21 protein-coding genes are annotated in these 14,548 nt (G+C 66.5%); 3 read left to right on the top strand and 18 right to left on the bottom strand.

The window, feature by feature from the left end; all coding sequences use genetic code 11:
* Window positions 1-18: 18 nt before the first annotated feature.
* On the bottom strand, window positions 19-654 hold the full coding sequence (locus AB2M62_RS14985) for a hypothetical protein (protein WP_404335010.1): 636 nt from the start codon (window positions 652-654) through the stop codon (window positions 19-21).
* 301 nt (window positions 655-955) lie between these two features.
* Window positions 956-2,497, bottom strand: coding sequence for a hypothetical protein (locus tag AB2M62_RS14980; RefSeq protein ID WP_404335009.1), 1,542 nt, complete (start codon window positions 2,495-2,497; stop codon window positions 956-958).
* 160 nt (window positions 2,498-2,657) lie between these two features.
* Here AB2M62_RS14980 and AB2M62_RS14975 point away from each other — a divergent pair, with 160 nt between their 5' ends.
* From AB2M62_RS14975 to AB2M62_RS14965, 3 genes are all read left to right on the top strand, one after another.
* A complete protein-coding gene (locus tag AB2M62_RS14975; RefSeq protein WP_404335007.1) occupies window positions 2,658-3,986 on the top strand; it encodes a phage tail tip lysozyme in 1,329 nt (442 codons plus the stop codon).
* Window positions 3,987-4,024: 38 nt separating this feature from the next.
* Window positions 4,025-4,372 carry a hypothetical protein gene (locus tag AB2M62_RS14970; RefSeq protein ID WP_404335005.1) on the top strand — a complete coding sequence of 116 codons (348 nt, stop codon included), beginning with the start codon at window positions 4,025-4,027 and terminating at the stop codon, window positions 4,370-4,372.
* 134 nt (window positions 4,373-4,506) lie between these two features.
* Window positions 4,507-5,460 (top strand): hypothetical protein, encoded by a 954-nt coding sequence (locus AB2M62_RS14965; protein WP_404335003.1) that lies wholly within the window; start codon window positions 4,507-4,509, stop codon window positions 5,458-5,460.
* A 44-nt stretch (window positions 5,461-5,504) separates the two neighbouring features.
* Here AB2M62_RS14965 and AB2M62_RS14960 read toward each other — a convergent pair whose 3' ends face one another.
* The 16 genes from AB2M62_RS14960 to AB2M62_RS14885 form a co-directional block, all read right to left on the bottom strand.
* Entirely contained in the window at window positions 5,505-5,891 is a 387-nt protein-coding gene (locus AB2M62_RS14960; protein WP_404335001.1) for a hypothetical protein, read from the bottom strand.
* Between the two features lie 85 nt (window positions 5,892-5,976).
* Window positions 5,977-6,861 carry a DUF1521 domain-containing protein gene (locus AB2M62_RS14955; RefSeq protein WP_404334999.1) on the bottom strand — a complete coding sequence of 295 codons (885 nt, stop codon included), beginning with the start codon at window positions 6,859-6,861 and terminating at the stop codon, window positions 5,977-5,979.
* 41 nt (window positions 6,862-6,902) lie between these two features.
* Entirely contained in the window at window positions 6,903-7,340 is a 438-nt protein-coding gene (locus AB2M62_RS14950; protein WP_404334998.1) for a hypothetical protein, read from the bottom strand.
* Between the two features lie 112 nt (window positions 7,341-7,452).
* Complete coding sequence (locus AB2M62_RS14945; RefSeq protein WP_404334996.1) at window positions 7,453-7,701, bottom strand: hypothetical protein; 249 nt, start codon at window positions 7,699-7,701, stop codon at window positions 7,453-7,455.
* A gap of 203 nt (window positions 7,702-7,904) precedes the next feature.
* Window positions 7,905-8,201, bottom strand: a complete 297-nt coding sequence (locus AB2M62_RS14940; protein WP_404334995.1) for a hypothetical protein — start codon at window positions 8,199-8,201, stop codon at window positions 7,905-7,907.
* A gap of 63 nt (window positions 8,202-8,264) precedes the next feature.
* Window positions 8,265-8,774 (bottom strand): hypothetical protein, encoded by a 510-nt coding sequence (locus tag AB2M62_RS14935; protein ID WP_404334993.1) that lies wholly within the window; start codon window positions 8,772-8,774, stop codon window positions 8,265-8,267.
* A 97-nt stretch (window positions 8,775-8,871) separates the two neighbouring features.
* Window positions 8,872-9,162: a hypothetical protein gene (locus tag AB2M62_RS14930; RefSeq protein WP_404334992.1), complete on the bottom strand. Its 291-nt coding sequence runs from the start codon at window positions 9,160-9,162 to the stop codon at window positions 8,872-8,874.
* Between the two features lie 98 nt (window positions 9,163-9,260).
* Entirely contained in the window at window positions 9,261-9,872 is a 612-nt protein-coding gene (locus AB2M62_RS14925; protein WP_404334990.1) for a hypothetical protein, read from the bottom strand.
* A gap of 152 nt (window positions 9,873-10,024) precedes the next feature.
* Window positions 10,025-10,399 carry a helix-turn-helix transcriptional regulator gene (locus tag AB2M62_RS14920; RefSeq protein ID WP_404334988.1) on the bottom strand — a complete coding sequence of 125 codons (375 nt, stop codon included), beginning with the start codon at window positions 10,397-10,399 and terminating at the stop codon, window positions 10,025-10,027.
* Window positions 10,396-11,172 (bottom strand): type III secretion system export apparatus subunit SctT, encoded by a 777-nt coding sequence (gene sctT / locus AB2M62_RS14915; RefSeq protein WP_404334986.1) that lies wholly within the window; start codon window positions 11,170-11,172, stop codon window positions 10,396-10,398. Before sctT ends, AB2M62_RS14920 begins: the two co-directional genes overlap by 4 nt.
* A gap of 5 nt (window positions 11,173-11,177) precedes the next feature.
* Window positions 11,178-11,447, bottom strand: coding sequence for a type III secretion system export apparatus subunit SctS (sctS, locus tag AB2M62_RS14910; RefSeq protein ID WP_404334984.1), 270 nt, complete (start codon window positions 11,445-11,447; stop codon window positions 11,178-11,180).
* Window positions 11,448-11,459: 12 nt separating this feature from the next.
* Entirely contained in the window at window positions 11,460-12,110 is a 651-nt protein-coding gene (gene sctR, locus AB2M62_RS14905; protein ID WP_404334982.1) for a type III secretion system export apparatus subunit SctR, read from the bottom strand.
* A 4-nt stretch (window positions 12,111-12,114) separates the two neighbouring features.
* Window positions 12,115-12,342, bottom strand: coding sequence for a FliM/FliN family flagellar motor switch protein (locus AB2M62_RS14900; RefSeq protein ID WP_404334980.1), 228 nt, complete (start codon window positions 12,340-12,342; stop codon window positions 12,115-12,117).
* Window positions 12,342-12,992 carry a hypothetical protein gene (locus AB2M62_RS14895; RefSeq protein ID WP_404334978.1) on the bottom strand — a complete coding sequence of 217 codons (651 nt, stop codon included), beginning with the start codon at window positions 12,990-12,992 and terminating at the stop codon, window positions 12,342-12,344. The genes AB2M62_RS14900 and AB2M62_RS14895 overlap by 1 nt, the downstream gene beginning before the upstream one ends.
* Window positions 12,989-13,297 carry a FliO/MopB family protein gene (locus tag AB2M62_RS14890; protein ID WP_404334976.1) on the bottom strand — a complete coding sequence of 103 codons (309 nt, stop codon included), beginning with the start codon at window positions 13,295-13,297 and terminating at the stop codon, window positions 12,989-12,991. The genes AB2M62_RS14895 and AB2M62_RS14890 overlap by 4 nt, the downstream gene beginning before the upstream one ends.
* Window positions 13,297-14,421: a flagellar biosynthesis protein FlhB gene (locus tag AB2M62_RS14885; protein WP_404334974.1), complete on the bottom strand. Its 1,125-nt coding sequence runs from the start codon at window positions 14,419-14,421 to the stop codon at window positions 13,297-13,299. The genes AB2M62_RS14890 and AB2M62_RS14885 overlap by 1 nt, the downstream gene beginning before the upstream one ends.
* Window positions 14,422-14,548: the final 127 nt, after the last annotated feature.

The raw sequence follows: 14,548 nt of genomic DNA, 5'->3' as shown, positions 1-14,548 counted from the left end.
CGCCCCGCCGGTCAAGGATCATCTGCCGAGCTGTGCCGCGGTTCCGGCGAGCACCCAATCCATGCCGTGGCGGTTCACCGGATTGATCGAATCCCAGAAGCCCGCGCCTTCGGGACGAACGTCGGGCAGATCGTGCTGCGCGCCATAGGCGGGGGGCGCGTCGGCAAGCAGCGCGCCGCTGACTGCACCAGCGCCGCCGAACAGGCCACCCAGCGCGCCACCGATGACGCGGTCGCCACCCTCCTGGATCCCGGTGAGGATCTCGCCATGAACGCGGTAATTATTGACTGCCGAAGCGCCGCGACCCGCGGCCTCGGCGACCGCCTGTGCCTTGGCGATGCTGCTTGAATGGAGACCGGCGGCGTTGAACGTATCGGCGCTGCGGCCCGAGGCGATCGCCGCTTCGGCAGCGAGCCCGCCACCCAGAGAATGGCCGACAAAGCTGATCTCTGCGCCGCTGCGCGCGGCCTTTTTCCCGATCTCGAGCGCCATGGCGTAGTGGGTCGAATCGAGCCCCACGCCCTGCCGGGCATTGCTCTTCCAATCATCGCCGCTCTGGCTCCCGCGGAACGCGATGGTGTAGCTCTCATTGCCGGCGGGGCCACTGACATAGACGCGGGCGCGGAAACTGGTCTCGCCCGGCTGCTCGAGCATGGACGCGTCGAGGCCAAGCCGGGCGAGGTCGGTATCGGATGCGGTCCGATAGCCGACGGGGGGACGGAAACATCGTTGTAGACGTCAGCGGCGAGCTGCGCATGGACATGGACCTGCGCGGGATCGATGCCGCCTTCGTTGGCAGGTGCTCGTACCGTCGCGGGCGCGGCAAGGGTAGCGGGGCCGTTGGGCTGGGGCGCCCAATCGCCGGCATAGCGATCATTGGCGGCGCTGGCAGTCTGGCTCGTCGACAGGCTGGCGGTGGGTTGGACCGAATCGGCGCGGTTGACTTGCATCGACATTACTCCGCGCTGGGATCGAAATAGAGCTCGACGCGCAGATCGAAGGCGGTGAGCAGGGAGGGATCGAGTTCGGACATGCCGTTGCGGAAATCCTGAGCTGTGGTGGTCAGCCCGCCCGTGGCATCGTCGGCGCGGGCTTTGGCGCCGGCCTCGGCGCGATCCGCGAGCGCACCCCAGGCTGCGTCGACCAGCTTGCCACCGACATCGCCGACGATCGGCGGACCCTTGGCGAGCAATTTATCGGTGACGAGATCGCTGAAGTTGCGGACGAGATCGATCTTGTCCTCTGCATCGCCCTTGGCATCGGCGACATAGCTGCGCGACGCTTCCTGAACCGAGCCGAGCAGGGTGCCGAGGCTGCTCGCCGCGGTCTGGCGATCGGCCAGGGGCAGCGCGCCATTGTCGATCGTACCCGACAGGCGGCGCATCTCGTCGCTGACAGTCGCGGCGGTGGCGTCGCGGCCCTTATAGTCGGGCTCGAGCATCACTTCGCGCATGAAGTCTCGAACCAGGCCATTTTCGGGGCCGCCGGTATTGGCCTTGCGCCAATCGGCTTCGATCAGCCGGCTGGCATTGGCGTTGAAATAGGTGCCGAGCTCCCCGAGCGGTGCGGCGTTATCGCCATATTGGTCGATCCCGCCGACCGCACCGTCTTCGCGCGAGCGGACGAGCGTGCCGAACAGCGTGTCCGTCGCCTTGCCGACCGCAGGATCGTTCGAACGGGCGCTGTTGACCAGCCCGGCCAGCGCATCGAAGCCGGTGCGGCCCTCGGGCGGGTTGCCATAGGCATTGCCGCTGACCGTGGTGGCCATCATTGCCTGCACCAGTGTCATGTCACCCGAGACCGGGCCTTTGGCGGTCTGGGCATCGATTTCGAGTGCGACGGCGTTCGCCGAGGCCGTCCAGCCATGATCCGCGGCCATGTTGGCGATGTCGGCCGCGGCAGTCAGCGTTTCCGGACCGCGCTCATATTTGTTGATGTCATAACCCTGGTGCTGCGCTTCGGTGAGCAGCCGATCGGCGACGCGGTTGAGCGTAGCGCCGTCGTGGACGCCGCTCAGCAGCTGTCGGGCACCATCCGACACCGCGTTGCGCGACGGATCGACCAGGCCATAGACGTCGTCGGCATCCAGTCGGCCGCTATCCACGCCACGTGCGATGGCATCGCTGACCTGGCTGCGCAGCTCTGGTGTGGCAGGGTCGGTATAAGCGACGCCGATCCGCTCGAACGCGTCGACAAGCTTTTGCGACTGTTCGGTGGTGACGCTGCCCGCGGCGGTGCAGACATTGGCGTTCGCGCCGGCGAGCTCGGTGACGCGCGCGACATATTCGTCTTTTTGGGCCTGGCTGAGCGACGTGTCCGACAGGGTCTGCTGCATCGCATAAGCGGGATCGCCGAGATGCTCGGTGAAGCGCAGTGTCGTCTGGACCGCTTCCTCCACCTTTGGATCGGGGCGGGTCGCCGCGGCCTGGGCCTGATTTTGGGCTGTTACGCCGACGCTGGGCGATACGCCGCCCGTTCCGCCACCAGGATCCAGCATGATACGCGCTCCACGGATGCTTAATTGTCGGCAGGATGCGCTCCTTGCGCCTGCAGGTAACTAAGCGATCCGCCTAGCCGCCTAATCGATCCGCTTAGGGCCTGAAGCTGGGCACAAGCCTAGGATCGGCAATCATTTCCTCAAGGCAGGAGCGCGGACCATGACGGGCGTCTCTTCGGTACAGGCCAATCTGAATGCGAGCGCAAGCGGCAGCGGCGATCGCGGCTATGTCGTCAAATCGGGCGACACGATGTGGGATATCGCCAAGCAACATGGCGTGTCGCTCCAGGCACTGGAAAAGGCCAATCCGCAGGTGCTTCATCCCGATCTGATCCATTCGGGCCAGCATCTCAACATCCCGAGCGGCGGCGGCAGCGCATCGGCGACGACCAGCTATACGGTGCGCGCGGGCGATACGCTGTCCGGGATCGCCGCGCGCTTTGGAGCCGACTGGCATGATCTCGCCGCAGCCAATCACCTCTCGAACCCCAATCTGATCCGGCCTGGCCAGCAGCTGGTGATCGGCGGCAGCGGGGCGGGCGGAACGCAGGGCGCCGGCCCCGTGACCGGGGCAACGCCAGGTGGCGGCGATTCGAACGTGCTCGCGATCGCGCAGAAATATCTCGGACAGAATGCCTCGTCGCTGAAGGGCAACGCCAACGACAATCTGCCGATGAACGCGGGCGTGCCCTCCAACGTGTGCTGCGCCAATTTCGTGTCGGCAGTGTTGACCGAGGCGGGCAAGCTGCCGGCCAATCTCCACACCGACTCGGTCGCCCAGCTCAACAAGACGCTGCGCAGCGAGGGCTGGACAGCCGTGCCGGCAAGCGAGGCCAAGCCGGGCGACGTAGTGATCATTCAGGGTGGCGGCGTGTCGCACACCGAAATCTATGCCGGGGGCGGCAAGATGATCGGATCGAACAACGTCAATGCCGACGGCACCCAGAAGATCTCGACCAACAATCTCAGCTGGGCGCTGAGCCATGGCGCGGTGATCCTGCGTGCGCCGGGCGGCGGCGAGGGCGCCGGCAAGGCCGAAGGCACGGGTGCTGTCGCGGCGCCCGATGGCGCTGGCGGCCGCCAGGCGCGGATCGATCAGGCGATGGATTATTTCCAGGGCCAGGGCTGGAGCCGCGCGCAGGCCGCGGGGATCGTCGCCAATCTCGATGCCGAGAGCAATATGGACGCCGGCATCCGCCAGATCGGCGGCGGGCCGGGCTATGGCCTCGCCCAGTGGGAAGGCCCGCGCCAGGCCGACTTCCGCGCCTGGTCTGGCCACGACATCCACGGTTCGAGCTTCGCCGAGCAGCTGCGCTTCGTGCAGCATGAGCTGACCAACAGCGAGGCGGGTGCGGGCCGCGCACTCCGCCAGGCCGACAATGCCCGCGATGCCGGGTCGATCGTCACCCGGCTCTACGAACGCCCCGCCGACAGCGCCGGCCAGGCAGTGAGCCGCGGCGAGCGGGCAACCGAGATCTTCGGCCGGTGAACCGCGGAACGCGAGCCATGGGTTCGCGTTCGCCTGACATGATTCGATTTCTGGCTTTCGTCGCGATCGCGGTCGCCGGGTTTCCGGCGGCCGCGGGAGCGCAGGCGGCGCAGACAGTGCGCTGCTCGTTCGACAATGGCCCCGCACGCGCCTGCCGGATGACCGATGTCGCGGGGCGCGGCGGCGTCCATCGAATGACTTTCGTCGCAGGCAATCAGAAGGCGACGTTCGTCGGGCGCGCGCAGACCGGCTGGTGGTCCGGGACGCTCAACGGCAAGCCGGCGATGGGCTATGAGCGCAACCGCGGGAATGTGGTGTTCAGCTCGACCGACCTGCAGACCGTGTTCGCCTGGTGGTATCCGGCGAACGAGCATGGCAGCTATTAGGTCGGGCGATCGCAGGCCGCGACCAGCTTATCGAAAGACCCGCCTAGCCGACGCGGCCTGTCCCTTCGACGCGATAGACCGATGCCGTCGACCAATGATAGATGTGCCTAGATGCGTTTTAGCGGGGGCGCGGCATGCTTCTTCCTGCCTTGATGCTGTTGGTTGCGACTGTGCAGCATCCCGCTCCAACGGGGGCAGCGCCGGCGGCTTGCACGGTGTCTCCTGTCCGACCGCTCCCCGTCGCGCTCCGCGCGGAAATAGTATCGCGGGATTCGAGCCTTGCCGACGCGCGTGTTGCAGGCAACGTCGAGACGCTGATGGCGCATTTCGAGCGCGACAGCGTCCTCATGCCCGAACATCAGCCTCGTCTGTTCGGGATCGATCGAGGTGCTGTTTATTACCGGGCCGTGATGGCGCGATTGCCCGTGAGCGCATTCACCTTCGTCCCCGCAGACATTTTGCCTCTGGGAAGCGGCGGGCTTGAATGGGGCACATTCAAAGTCAGTTTTCGGGACGGCAGTGGCGGCGCGTCGCCGGCGTTGGACGGGAAATATGTTCATCTGTGGCGCCGCCAGGCCGACGGCCGGTTGAAGCTCGCGGCCGAAGCATGGGGGTATCTAGCGCCCTTGGAGAATCCCGCCTCGCACTGGTTCGCCGATCTTCCCAGCGGCAACAGGCCCGCCATGGACCAGGATCCGCAACTCGCCGCGGAACTGGCCGCTCTGAATGCGGCGAATGCCAGCTCGGTCCAGCAGCACGACAGCGCCCGCATCGCACAATATGCCGAGGACGCCGTCTACCTGCCCTTTGCCGAGCAACCGCAGGTCGGACTCGCGGCCATTCGATCGCATTTGCTGCCCTATATCGAGCGCGGTCGCGGGACGATTTTTGAACGCGTCGACGTCGGCAACGATGGCTTCGAACTGGTGGACGACTATGTCGTCGAATATTCCAGATTCGCGGTGCACTGGCGCTCCGGGCCGGCGGCCGGTGTGACGTCCGGCGGCGGTCTGCGGCTTTGGCGACGTGGAGCGGATTGCGCGTTGAAGATCGTCCGGCAGATCGGGACGCATGACTATCGGCCGTGACGGCCGGCCTTTGCGTCAGGCCCGCTCTATTATCCGGGACCGGCCTAACCGAAGATCGCCGCCGGCGCGCCATGATGCTGGGCCCAACCGGCCCAGGCGACATCGGTTGGGCCGATCGCGCATTCGACGACCTTCCAGCGACCGCCGGTGCGGCGGAGCAGGGCGGCATAGACGCGTGACACCATGCCTTCGCGAGCGGCTTCGGCCTTGGACGTGCCCGCATAATCTACCGGCGCGCCGCCGCGCTCCTGCATTTCAGCGCGGAGGAAGGCCCAGTCGCCGGCGTGATGGAGCGCATCGACCTTGAAGAGCACCGGCTTGCCCAGCGCCTCGCTCACCGGGGTGCGCGCCGCGTCGAGGATCGCCGCCCGCTCGGCCTGGGTGATGGTTTCGGCTGCGCTTGCCACGATCGCGATCTCCATTCCGAGCATGTCGCCCTCCTTGCGGATTTGTGCCGACGAAACGAATGACAAGGGCGCCCGTTTCCGGACGCCCTTGCTTCTGGCCTATAGCCGTTTACGCGTTGAGCAGGAGTGGCTTGGCTTCGGCCGCCGCGCGGAACTCGCTGCCGGCCTCGATCATCTCGCCGACGAACCCGAAGAAAAGGAAGGTGGAGAGCGCCGAGCTGATCTCGCCCAGGCTCGGCATGCTGCTGTCGGGGCCATAGAGCTGGCCGGGCTTGGTGAGGTTGAGATCGGCCTGGGTGGCGACTTCGCCGGTGAGCTGCGATTCCCAGCCGTTCGCGCCTTGCTCGAGGACGAAGCCGTCGCGGGTCGCGCTATCGAGCGCATAGCCGTTGTTCGACATCGATACCGAAAGATCGCCGAGCTTGTTCTGGCTCAGCCCCTCGACCTGGATCGCCTGGTTGCCCTTGGTGATCGTCACGCCGCTGGCGACGTACATGTTGGGGTTGCCGGCAAATTGCTCGGTGTTGATCGTCAGCTTGGTGCCGTTGCCCAGCGTGAAGGTGGTGGTGCCCCAGAAATCGAACTTGTGCTCGCCGTTCACATCGACATGGGGGTCGCCCCAGATCTTGGTGGTCTCGCCCGTATTGGCGTCATGGATCACCATCTCCGAATTGCGCTCGTCGAGCTGGAGCGTGTAGCCGTCGCCGAGATCGATATCGGCCTTGTTCTCGCCTTGCATCGACGCGGTCCATTCGGCGCCCGGCGTCGGGGTGAACTGGCTCTGGCCGTTCCCGCTGGGCTGCTGAGTGCCGCCGCGGACGGCGAGCAGCATCGGCAGCGCGGCAAAGGCGAATGCGCTGGCGGCGAGCGGCGCGAGATAGGCGCCGACGACGTTGGTGGCGAGCTGTACCGCGGCCCCCTCTTGGGGACGGGCGTTGCCGAGCGAGATGTTCGCATTGAAGTTGAAGTTCGCGTTGAACGACAGGTCCGTCATCGTCTTGCTCCCCTGGAGAATTCCGGCGGCGCCGGGATGGATCAGCGTGGTGCGGCGACCGCCTCGGTCGCCTTTTCAAGAAGGGCAGTGACCGCATCCAGCCCTTGGCCGCCTTGCGGATCGAAGCTGGCGATGGCGGCATCGACGCGGTCGAGCGTCGCGCCATCGGCATAAGCGGCCATATCGGTGGCAACGGCACCGGCGAAATCCTCGAGCGAGCGGCTCAGATCGCCAAGCTGGGTCGGCGTGGCATCGGGGAAGCGCGCGCCGATCGCGTCGGCGAGGCCGCGGACGCCGTAATTCTCGGCGACATTGCCGGGGCGCGGCGGGGCCAGCGCGAGCTCGGAAGCAATCCGGCCGACCACCGACACCGCGACGTTGCGCGCCGTGTCGCCAGCGAGCGCCGCGGGCGGATCCGCAAACGCGCCGCTGCGGCCGACCGCGCCGGCCTGGTTGAGCGAGATGGAGTCGATGGTCATGCTGCGTCTTCCGGTTGTTGCCAGGATAAAAGCATAACGCGGGAGGAAGCGCGCTTCTCGATCCGATTAGCGGTGGTAATCGGATCGATTAGGCAGCCGTGCCGGGTGTGGCTCAGCCGCCCACGGCGACGCTGATTCTGAAGATTTCGTGCACGCGCGGATCGTTGGCGTCGAGGCGGCGACGTGTTTCGTAGCGCTTCGCGCACGTCGCCTCCGCCTTGGGCAACGCGACCGGCCGGAGCGCGCGGCGTTTTTGCGAATGGCGGCGTTCTGGACAGTGGTGCGGCCACGCAAGGCCGGGAAAATTGCCGAAGTCGCTTCGGGGAAGCCCATCCTGCACGGCCGCCGGCGTCGCCAGCACTAGGCCGCGAGCGGCAGGGCTCTCCGGACCGGAATCAGCCTGTGGTCGGGCGCTGGGCCGCGGCGATCGCCGCGGTCTCGCGCTGATCGTCCACTTTCTGGTCCGACGGTGTGTGGACGGGCAGGGCCCAGCGCAGCGCAGCGCTGTGGCGCCGCCAAGCAGGGAACCGACCGTCTAAAACCTCCCGGACGGCAACGCCGCCACTACCAATAGCCGGCGCGCGCGCAGAGCGACTGAAGTTTGAGAACCTTGGGATGATTGGCGCCATATTGCTGAGCAAACCGCCCGCGATTCGCACAGGCATTGGCCTGGGCCTGATTGCGCGACATGCGCCGGCCGGCATCGGCGCGCTGCTTCTGACGCAGCGTCGAGCGGACCAGGACGCGATTGCGCTCCATGTCGGCGCGCTGCTGCAGCTGACTCGTATCGAGATCCTGCGCAACGGCGGCCGGGGCTGGCAGCATCAGCGCGATCGCAGCGAGGAGAGCCTTGTTACGCATGACGACCTCTTGGCTGCAGGAAACCCATGGAGAAGCGGAATGGCTGGAGCGCCGCGAACGGGGTCAGGTGGCGATCGGGGTGAGCGTGGTGGTGCGGCCGTCGCGGGTGACCGCGATCCGATTGGGCGCGACGGCGTCCGGGTGATCGGCGGCGGCGCCGCTCTCGATCGTCACGCGGGTGCCGCTGCCGAGCGTCACGCCGACCTCGGGATAGACGGGCTGGTTGCCGCCCCAGATCACTGCCTGGCGCAGCCCGTTCTCGAGCGACAGCGTGCCGCTCGCCTGATCGAAGCGCAGGACTGTGCCGCCGCCGAGTTCGACGGTGTCGAGGCTGCCGTCGGAACGCGTGGCGAAGCTGAGATCCGGGGCGGCCTCGGCATCGGCCTGTTCGCCGGAGGCGATCAGGAAGCTGTGCGCGATTTTGGGGATGGTGATCGCGTTGAGATTGAGCATGTCGCGATTGGCACCCTCGACCGCGAGGTTCCAATTGGCCTCGTCGTGGCTGTCGGACGGCGTGCGTATCGGCAGATACCAGCGGACGTCGGTAATGTCCTTGAGCGCGCCTTCGAGCATGACCGGCCTCCTTGTGGCAGGGGACGGGTATCGCCCAGTCCCGCCGCCAAAGCACTGCGCGATCCGACTAATTATCTAGTCAGATCGCTTAGGGCTTTCAGCGGCCAGCAACCGCGCAGAGGCGGAAGATCTCCTGGACGCGCGGATCGTCCGCGCCGAGGCGCCGGCGGGTCTCGAAGCGCCGCGCACAGGTAGCCTCGGCCTGGGGCGAAAGCTCGGAACCGCCGCGCTGGCGGTTCGCCGACCTGCGGATCGCGTTGTTCATCACATTGGTCCGCCCGACATTCGCGGCGTCATGGCCATAAGCCATCACATCGAGCGTGCCGTCTTGCGCAAGGGCAGGGGAAGACAAAAAGGCGATACCGGCAATAAGCGCATACTTGAACACAAGGCTTCTCCCATTGATCGAAGCTACTCAGAATATCGACGCAAAGGGGCCCGCGATCAATGCGCGGGCCCCCGAAGCGTGCGATTTTTGGGACGAGCTTACTGCTTGCGCGCCATGCTCGACATCGCTTCGCCGATTGCCTTGAGGCCGGTGCTCGCGGCGTTGCTGAGGATGCTGAACTGCTGCGACATCGCAGTGAATTCGGTCGACTTGCCCGAATTGCCGTCGCTGATTTCCTTGGACATCTTTTCGAGGTCCTTGGCCATCTTGTCCATCTTGCCGCCCAGCGCCTTGGCCATCGCCATCAGCCAGCTCGGCACCTTGCCATTGCCCTTGGCTTCCTTGACGTCGCTGCCCTCGGCGAGATCGTTGAGGATCTTGTCGATCGACTGCTGGAAGTCGCCCTGGGCCTGGCCGATCTCCGCCGGGCTGGCGCCGGTCGCCTGGCCGAGCTGCTCAAGCGCATCGTTGACGCTGTTCGCGCCGCCGCCGATGCCGCCCTGGCCGCCGCCGAGCTGATCGGCGAAGATGCCCTTGGCGTCTTCGATCGCGCCCTGGGGCACGCCGAGCTGCTGGCCGAGCTGCTGGATCAGCTGCTGGCCGACCTGCGAGATGACCTGCTGTGCCAGCTGTGCGACGATCCCGCCGATCGGGCCGAGCATCGAAGTGGCGAGAAGCGAAACCGGATTAAGTCCACCGAGGAAGCTCATGTCCATTCTCCTAACAGGGGCCCGTGGGCCCTTTGCGAAAACTCTGGCCCCGCGGGCCCCTGGATAACGGCGGGGCGGGTCGATGCCGCCGTCGTTGAACAGGGTTATGGCGGATCGCGGCGGGCGCTACCCTCACCGATCCGACTAGCGGCCTAATCGGATCGCTTAGGTGAGGGGTGGAAGAACAGTCCAGCGAGCGCATTGAGCTCGCGGACGCCGTCGAGCTCGAGCTTGCGGCACATGTTGTTGAGGTGGACGCGCACGGTGTTTTCGCTGATCGCGAGCAGGGTGGCGATATCGGCATTGGCGCGGCCCCAGCCGAGGAAGCGCATCACCGCGACTTCGGTCTTGGTGAGGGTTTCGATGCTCGAAAGGTGGCGCTCGGGGATGCGCGAGCGCGGGATGCGGAACTCGCCGATCGGGCGATCTTCCTCGCTCGCGCGTTCGTCGGCCTTGCGCAGCAGCCGCATCAGCTCGCGCAGCCGGGCCTCTTCCTCGGCATCGGGGGCAAGGGTATCGCCGGTCATCGCGCAAGCGCCCGGATCATCGTGGCCGCAACTTCGGCGCGACTGGCGAGATCTGCGATCACCGCCTGGGCCAGCACGGGGATGAGTACGACCATCAGCAAGGTTGCCGCCCAGCTCTTGATCGAGAGCGACAGCGAGAAGACGTTGAGCTGCTGGGCGAAGCGATTGAGCAGCCCGAGCCCGGCATCGATGACGTAGAGCAGCACCAGCACCGGCGCGGCGAACATCATCGCGAGCATCATCATCCGCCCGAATTCGCCTTCGAACAGCTGGAGCTCATGCATGTCGAGCCGCGGCCAATCGGCCGCCATCGGCCACACGGCGTAGCTTTCCATCACTGTGCCGACGAGCAGCATGATCCCGCCCGCTGAGGCGAAGATGACGCCGGCCAGCCGGGCGAGCAGCGCGCCGTTGAGCGAAGTGGAATTACCGCCCAGCGGCTCGATCAGCTGGCCGATCGTCGCGCCGATCTTGGCATCGATGATCTCGCCGGCGGCCTCCATCGCCCACATCACCGTGCCGAAGAAGAAGCCGATCACCAGCCCGACCACCGCCTCCTTGAGCAGTACCCGGGCCCAGCCGAACGCCGAGAGATCGGCCGGGAAGATCGTCGGCTGCATCACGAAGGCGACGCCGCCCAGCGTCATCACGATGCAGTTGCGCACCGTCGAGGGGATCGTGTCGCGCGCGAAGATCGGCACGAAGACGAAGGCGAAGCCGAAGCGCGCCGATGCCAGCGCCACGAGCAATATCTGATCGAACCAGCCGCCCACGAAGGTCAGCCGCGAACCATTGCGGGAAACCCGGTGAAGATGTTGTCGCAGAATTGGTACAGGCTGCCGGCGACCAGCGAGGCGGTGATGAACAGCGTGATGACGATCGCGAAGAACTTCAGCGTATATTGCAGCGTCTGTTCCTGGAGCTGGGTCGCGGCCTGGACGATCGCGACGAGCAGCCCGACCGCCGAAGCGGCGATGATCGGCGGCGCCGAGAGCAGCAGCACCAGCCACAGCGCCTGCACCGTCACCGAAGTGATCGAGTCGGTCATGGCAGAACCTCCTCAGACATAGCTCAGCACCAGCCCGTGACTGAGCTTCACCCAGCCATCGACGAGGACGAAGAGCAGGATCTTGAACGGGAGGGAGATCGTCACCGGAGACAGCATCATCATGCCCATCGCGAGCAGGATGTTCGAGATCACGAGGTCGATCACCAGGAACGGCAGGAAGATCAGGAAGCCGATCTGGAAGGCGACGGTGAGCTCCTTGACCACGAAGGCGGGGATCACGACGATGAAGTCGGTCGGCTGCGCCGCAGTCGTGCCGTTGCGCTGGGCGATGCGCTGCGCGGTGCGCAGGAAGAAGTCGCGCTCGCCGGCATCGCTATGCTTGAGCAGGAAGGCACGCAGCGGCTCCTTGGCCTTGTCGGCCGCGGCAAAGAGCTGGTCGGTCTGCGCCGGCACCTTGTCCTGTCCCGAGGCGGCGGCCATCTGCTGCAGCGTCGGGTTCATCACATAGAGCGAGAGGATCAGCGCGAGCCCGTTGAGCACGAGATTGGGCGGCACCTGCTGGAGCCCGAGCGCGTTGCGGAGCAGGCTGAGCACCACGACGATCTTGGTGAAGGAGGTGACCATCACCGCGAAGAACGGCGCGAGTGCGAGCAATACGACGACGACGAGCGCCGAGCCGGGGGTGAAGCTGGCAAGATCCATCGGCTCAGGCTTCCGCGTTCGCTTCGATCAGCACGCCGTAGCCGTCGCCGACCGAGACCAAGGTCCCGCGCGCGAGCGGACGCCCGCTGGCGAGAATCCGCACCGGGATCGTGCCGTCGGCCGAATTGAGCGGGAGCAGCGCGCCTTCGGTGATGCCCTGGAGGCGATCGAGCGGCACCAGACTGTGCTCGAGTTCGATCGTCAGCGGGACCGTGAAGCCGGCATCTTCCATCAGCTACTCCTGGACTGGCGCGCGACGAAACCGTGCGCGGAGGGATCGAGTTGCCCGGCGATCTCGCGGGCACCGAATTGGAGCTGCGCGGGCAGTGTGCTGCCAAGCAGGACGAGGTCGCCCGGCGCGAGCGCGGCGGCGTCGTGCGGCGCGAGGCGGGGGCCGGCCAGCGCGATGCGCACCGGCACGCGGAGCTGGCCGAGCAGTTCGGGCGCGAATTCGGGCGGCGCCGGCAGGATCGGCAGGCCGGGCTCGATCGCGAGATGGACGATGTCGCGCACCAGCCCCCCCGCAAGCGCGCGGACTTCGATCACCAGCGCGTCGGCAGGCGGCGCGTCTTCGAGGCGCTCGGGAGCGAGATCGATGCCGAGCGCGTGCTCGATCTGGTCGATCACCGCCTCGGCGGCGTCGAGCGCCGCGCCCGCGGCGATGCCGTCGTCGCGGACCAGACGCGCATCGCTGCCGCCGCTGCGCTGGATCGCGAGCCAGGCGCCTTCGCAGGCGAACCAGTGCATCGCCGGGGGCGGCGCGGCGGGGATGCGCGCGACCAACGTGGCGCCGTCGGCGCGGCGGCCGGTGATCGCCGGGGGCGCGGTCTGGCGCAGATGCGCCTCGGCGGGGCTGAGAGTGCGCAGGCCGGCGAGCATCATTGCGGCGCCTCGATCGGTTCGGGCGGCATGCCATCGGCGGGCCAGCGCGCGAGCAGGCTGATCCCGCCGGTGGTGACGCCGACCAGCATCGTCTCGCCGCGGACCTCGATCAGCGCGACGCGCTCGCTGGTGCCCAGCGGCATCGCGCGCAGGAAGCGGATCGGCAGCTCGCCTTGGCCGTCATTGCCCTGGAAGCGATCCTGCCATTTGCGCAGGCCCTTGATCGCGAACCAGGCGAGCACCAGGACGAAGCCCAGCGCCAAAACGACTGCAAGCAGGCTGCCGAGCACGGCGCCAATTCCCATTATGCATCCTCCCGATGGGCCGGAACCTCGCCGGCGCGCGCGCGCCGGGCCCAGAGGATGATCTCGGCGATGGTATCGAACAGTTTCTCGGGCACGACGTCGTTGACCGCGCCGGTGGAGAACAAGGTGCGGGCGAGGCCGATATTGCGCACGATCGGCACGCCTTCTGCCTCGGCGCGCGCGCGCATCGCGGCGGCGAGCGGGCCTTCGCCCTTCGCCGCGATCACCGGGACCGGGCAGCTATCGGGATCGTAGTCGAGCGCGATCGCGAGATGAGTTGGGTTGACCAACAGCACATTGGCGCTGCCCGCGGCGGCGACGGCGTTCTGGTTGGCCCATTGCTCGTGCATCTGGCGACGCTGCTGGCGGAGCATCGGATCGCCTTCATTCTCCTTATGCTCCTGGCGGATGTCGCGCCGGCTCATCATCATCTTCTTGATGTAGCGGTGGCGCGCATGGAGCCGATCGGCAAAGGCGACGAGCAGGAATACGCCGGTGGTCCAGGCGACGAGCTGAAGCGTGAGCGACTGGCTGAGCGCGAGCACCGCGCCGGCCATGCGCGGGCTGCTCCCGGTGGGCGGGGCGGAGGCGGCGAGCTGGACCAGCCCGCCCATCTCGTCGAACGCGCCGCCGGCGACGACGATGACGATGACGACGATCAGCGTCGCCTTGATCAGCGTCTTTACCAGATCGACCAGATTATCGATGCTGAACATGCGCTTGAGCCCCTCGGCCGGGTTCATCTTGTCGAGCGAGGGCTTGAGCTTTTCGGTGGTGATGATCACGCCGGTCTGAAGAAATTCGGCGGCGAGCCCGGCGACGGCCGCCGGGACAAGCGTGACCGCGGCGACGAACAACACCAGCACGGTCGCGCTCCAGCCCATCGTGGCGAGCGCTTCGTGGAATGGCGAAGTCATCGCGTGGCTGATGCTGCTATCCATGAACGCCGCGATGCGCCCGCCCAGAAAGCCGGTGGCACTTGCGAAGAGCAGGAACCAGACGACCATGGAGATCGCCGCGCTGAAGTCTTTCGATTTGGCGATGTCACCCTTGCGACGCGCGTCGCGCAGGCGCTTTTGTGTGGGTTTTTCTGTCTTGTCGCCGCCGTCGTTCTTTTCCGCCATGCATAGCTCCAGCCGGCGACCCGGCTTTACCAGGATGCGTCGGGTGTTATCACTGTCTGGGGCAAGGATAGAAAGTAGAGCGGGCAGCTCGGATAGAAAGCGCTCTTAAAATCCCGTTCATCTTCAG

It is taken from the genome of Sphingomonas sp. MMS12-HWE2-04 (assembly GCF_044881185.1).
GTDB lineage: Bacteria > Pseudomonadota > Alphaproteobacteria > Sphingomonadales > Sphingomonadaceae > Sphingomonas.
Note: the sequence above shows the minus strand (reverse complement) of the source record. Positions and strands in the feature narration are given on the sequence as shown.

What these genes read in the sequence shown, in the direction of transcription:
- AB2M62_RS14985 (WP_404335010.1), bottom strand. Translation starts at nt 654, where the DNA reads ATGCTCGAGCAGCCGGGCGAGACCAGTTTCCGCGCCCGCGTCTATGTC.
- AB2M62_RS14980 (WP_404335009.1), bottom strand. Translation starts at nt 2,497, where the DNA reads ATGCTGGATCCTGGTGGCGGAACGGGCGGCGTATCGCCCAGCGTCGGC.
- AB2M62_RS14975 (WP_404335007.1), top strand. Translation starts at nt 2,658, where the DNA reads ATGACGGGCGTCTCTTCGGTACAGGCCAATCTGAATGCGAGCGCAAGC.
- AB2M62_RS14970 (WP_404335005.1), top strand. Translation starts at nt 4,025, where the DNA reads ATGATTCGATTTCTGGCTTTCGTCGCGATCGCGGTCGCCGGGTTTCCG.
- AB2M62_RS14965 (WP_404335003.1), top strand. Translation starts at nt 4,507, where the DNA reads ATGCTTCTTCCTGCCTTGATGCTGTTGGTTGCGACTGTGCAGCATCCC.
- AB2M62_RS14960 (WP_404335001.1), bottom strand. Translation starts at nt 5,891, where the DNA reads ATGCTCGGAATGGAGATCGCGATCGTGGCAAGCGCAGCCGAAACCATC.
- AB2M62_RS14955 (WP_404334999.1), bottom strand. Translation starts at nt 6,861, where the DNA reads ATGACGGACCTGTCGTTCAACGCGAACTTCAACTTCAATGCGAACATC.
- AB2M62_RS14950 (WP_404334998.1), bottom strand. Translation starts at nt 7,340, where the DNA reads ATGACCATCGACTCCATCTCGCTCAACCAGGCCGGCGCGGTCGGCCGC.
- AB2M62_RS14940 (WP_404334995.1), bottom strand. Translation starts at nt 8,201, where the DNA reads ATGCGTAACAAGGCTCTCCTCGCTGCGATCGCGCTGATGCTGCCAGCC.
- AB2M62_RS14935 (WP_404334993.1), bottom strand. Translation starts at nt 8,774, where the DNA reads ATGCTCGAAGGCGCGCTCAAGGACATTACCGACGTCCGCTGGTATCTG.
- AB2M62_RS14925 (WP_404334990.1), bottom strand. Translation starts at nt 9,872, where the DNA reads ATGAGCTTCCTCGGTGGACTTAATCCGGTTTCGCTTCTCGCCACTTCG.
- AB2M62_RS14920 (WP_404334988.1), bottom strand. Translation starts at nt 10,399, where the DNA reads ATGACCGGCGATACCCTTGCCCCCGATGCCGAGGAAGAGGCCCGGCTG.
- sctS (WP_404334984.1), bottom strand. Translation starts at nt 11,447, where the DNA reads ATGACCGACTCGATCACTTCGGTGACGGTGCAGGCGCTGTGGCTGGTG.
- sctR (WP_404334982.1), bottom strand. Translation starts at nt 12,110, where the DNA reads ATGGATCTTGCCAGCTTCACCCCCGGCTCGGCGCTCGTCGTCGTCGTA.
- AB2M62_RS14900 (WP_404334980.1), bottom strand. Translation starts at nt 12,342, where the DNA reads ATGGAAGATGCCGGCTTCACGGTCCCGCTGACGATCGAACTCGAGCAC.
- AB2M62_RS14895 (WP_404334978.1), bottom strand. Translation starts at nt 12,992, where the DNA reads ATGATGCTCGCCGGCCTGCGCACTCTCAGCCCCGCCGAGGCGCATCTG.
- AB2M62_RS14890 (WP_404334976.1), bottom strand. Translation starts at nt 13,297, where the DNA reads ATGGGAATTGGCGCCGTGCTCGGCAGCCTGCTTGCAGTCGTTTTGGCG.
- AB2M62_RS14885 (WP_404334974.1), bottom strand. Translation starts at nt 14,421, where the DNA reads ATGGCGGAAAAGAACGACGGCGGCGACAAGACAGAAAAACCCACACAA.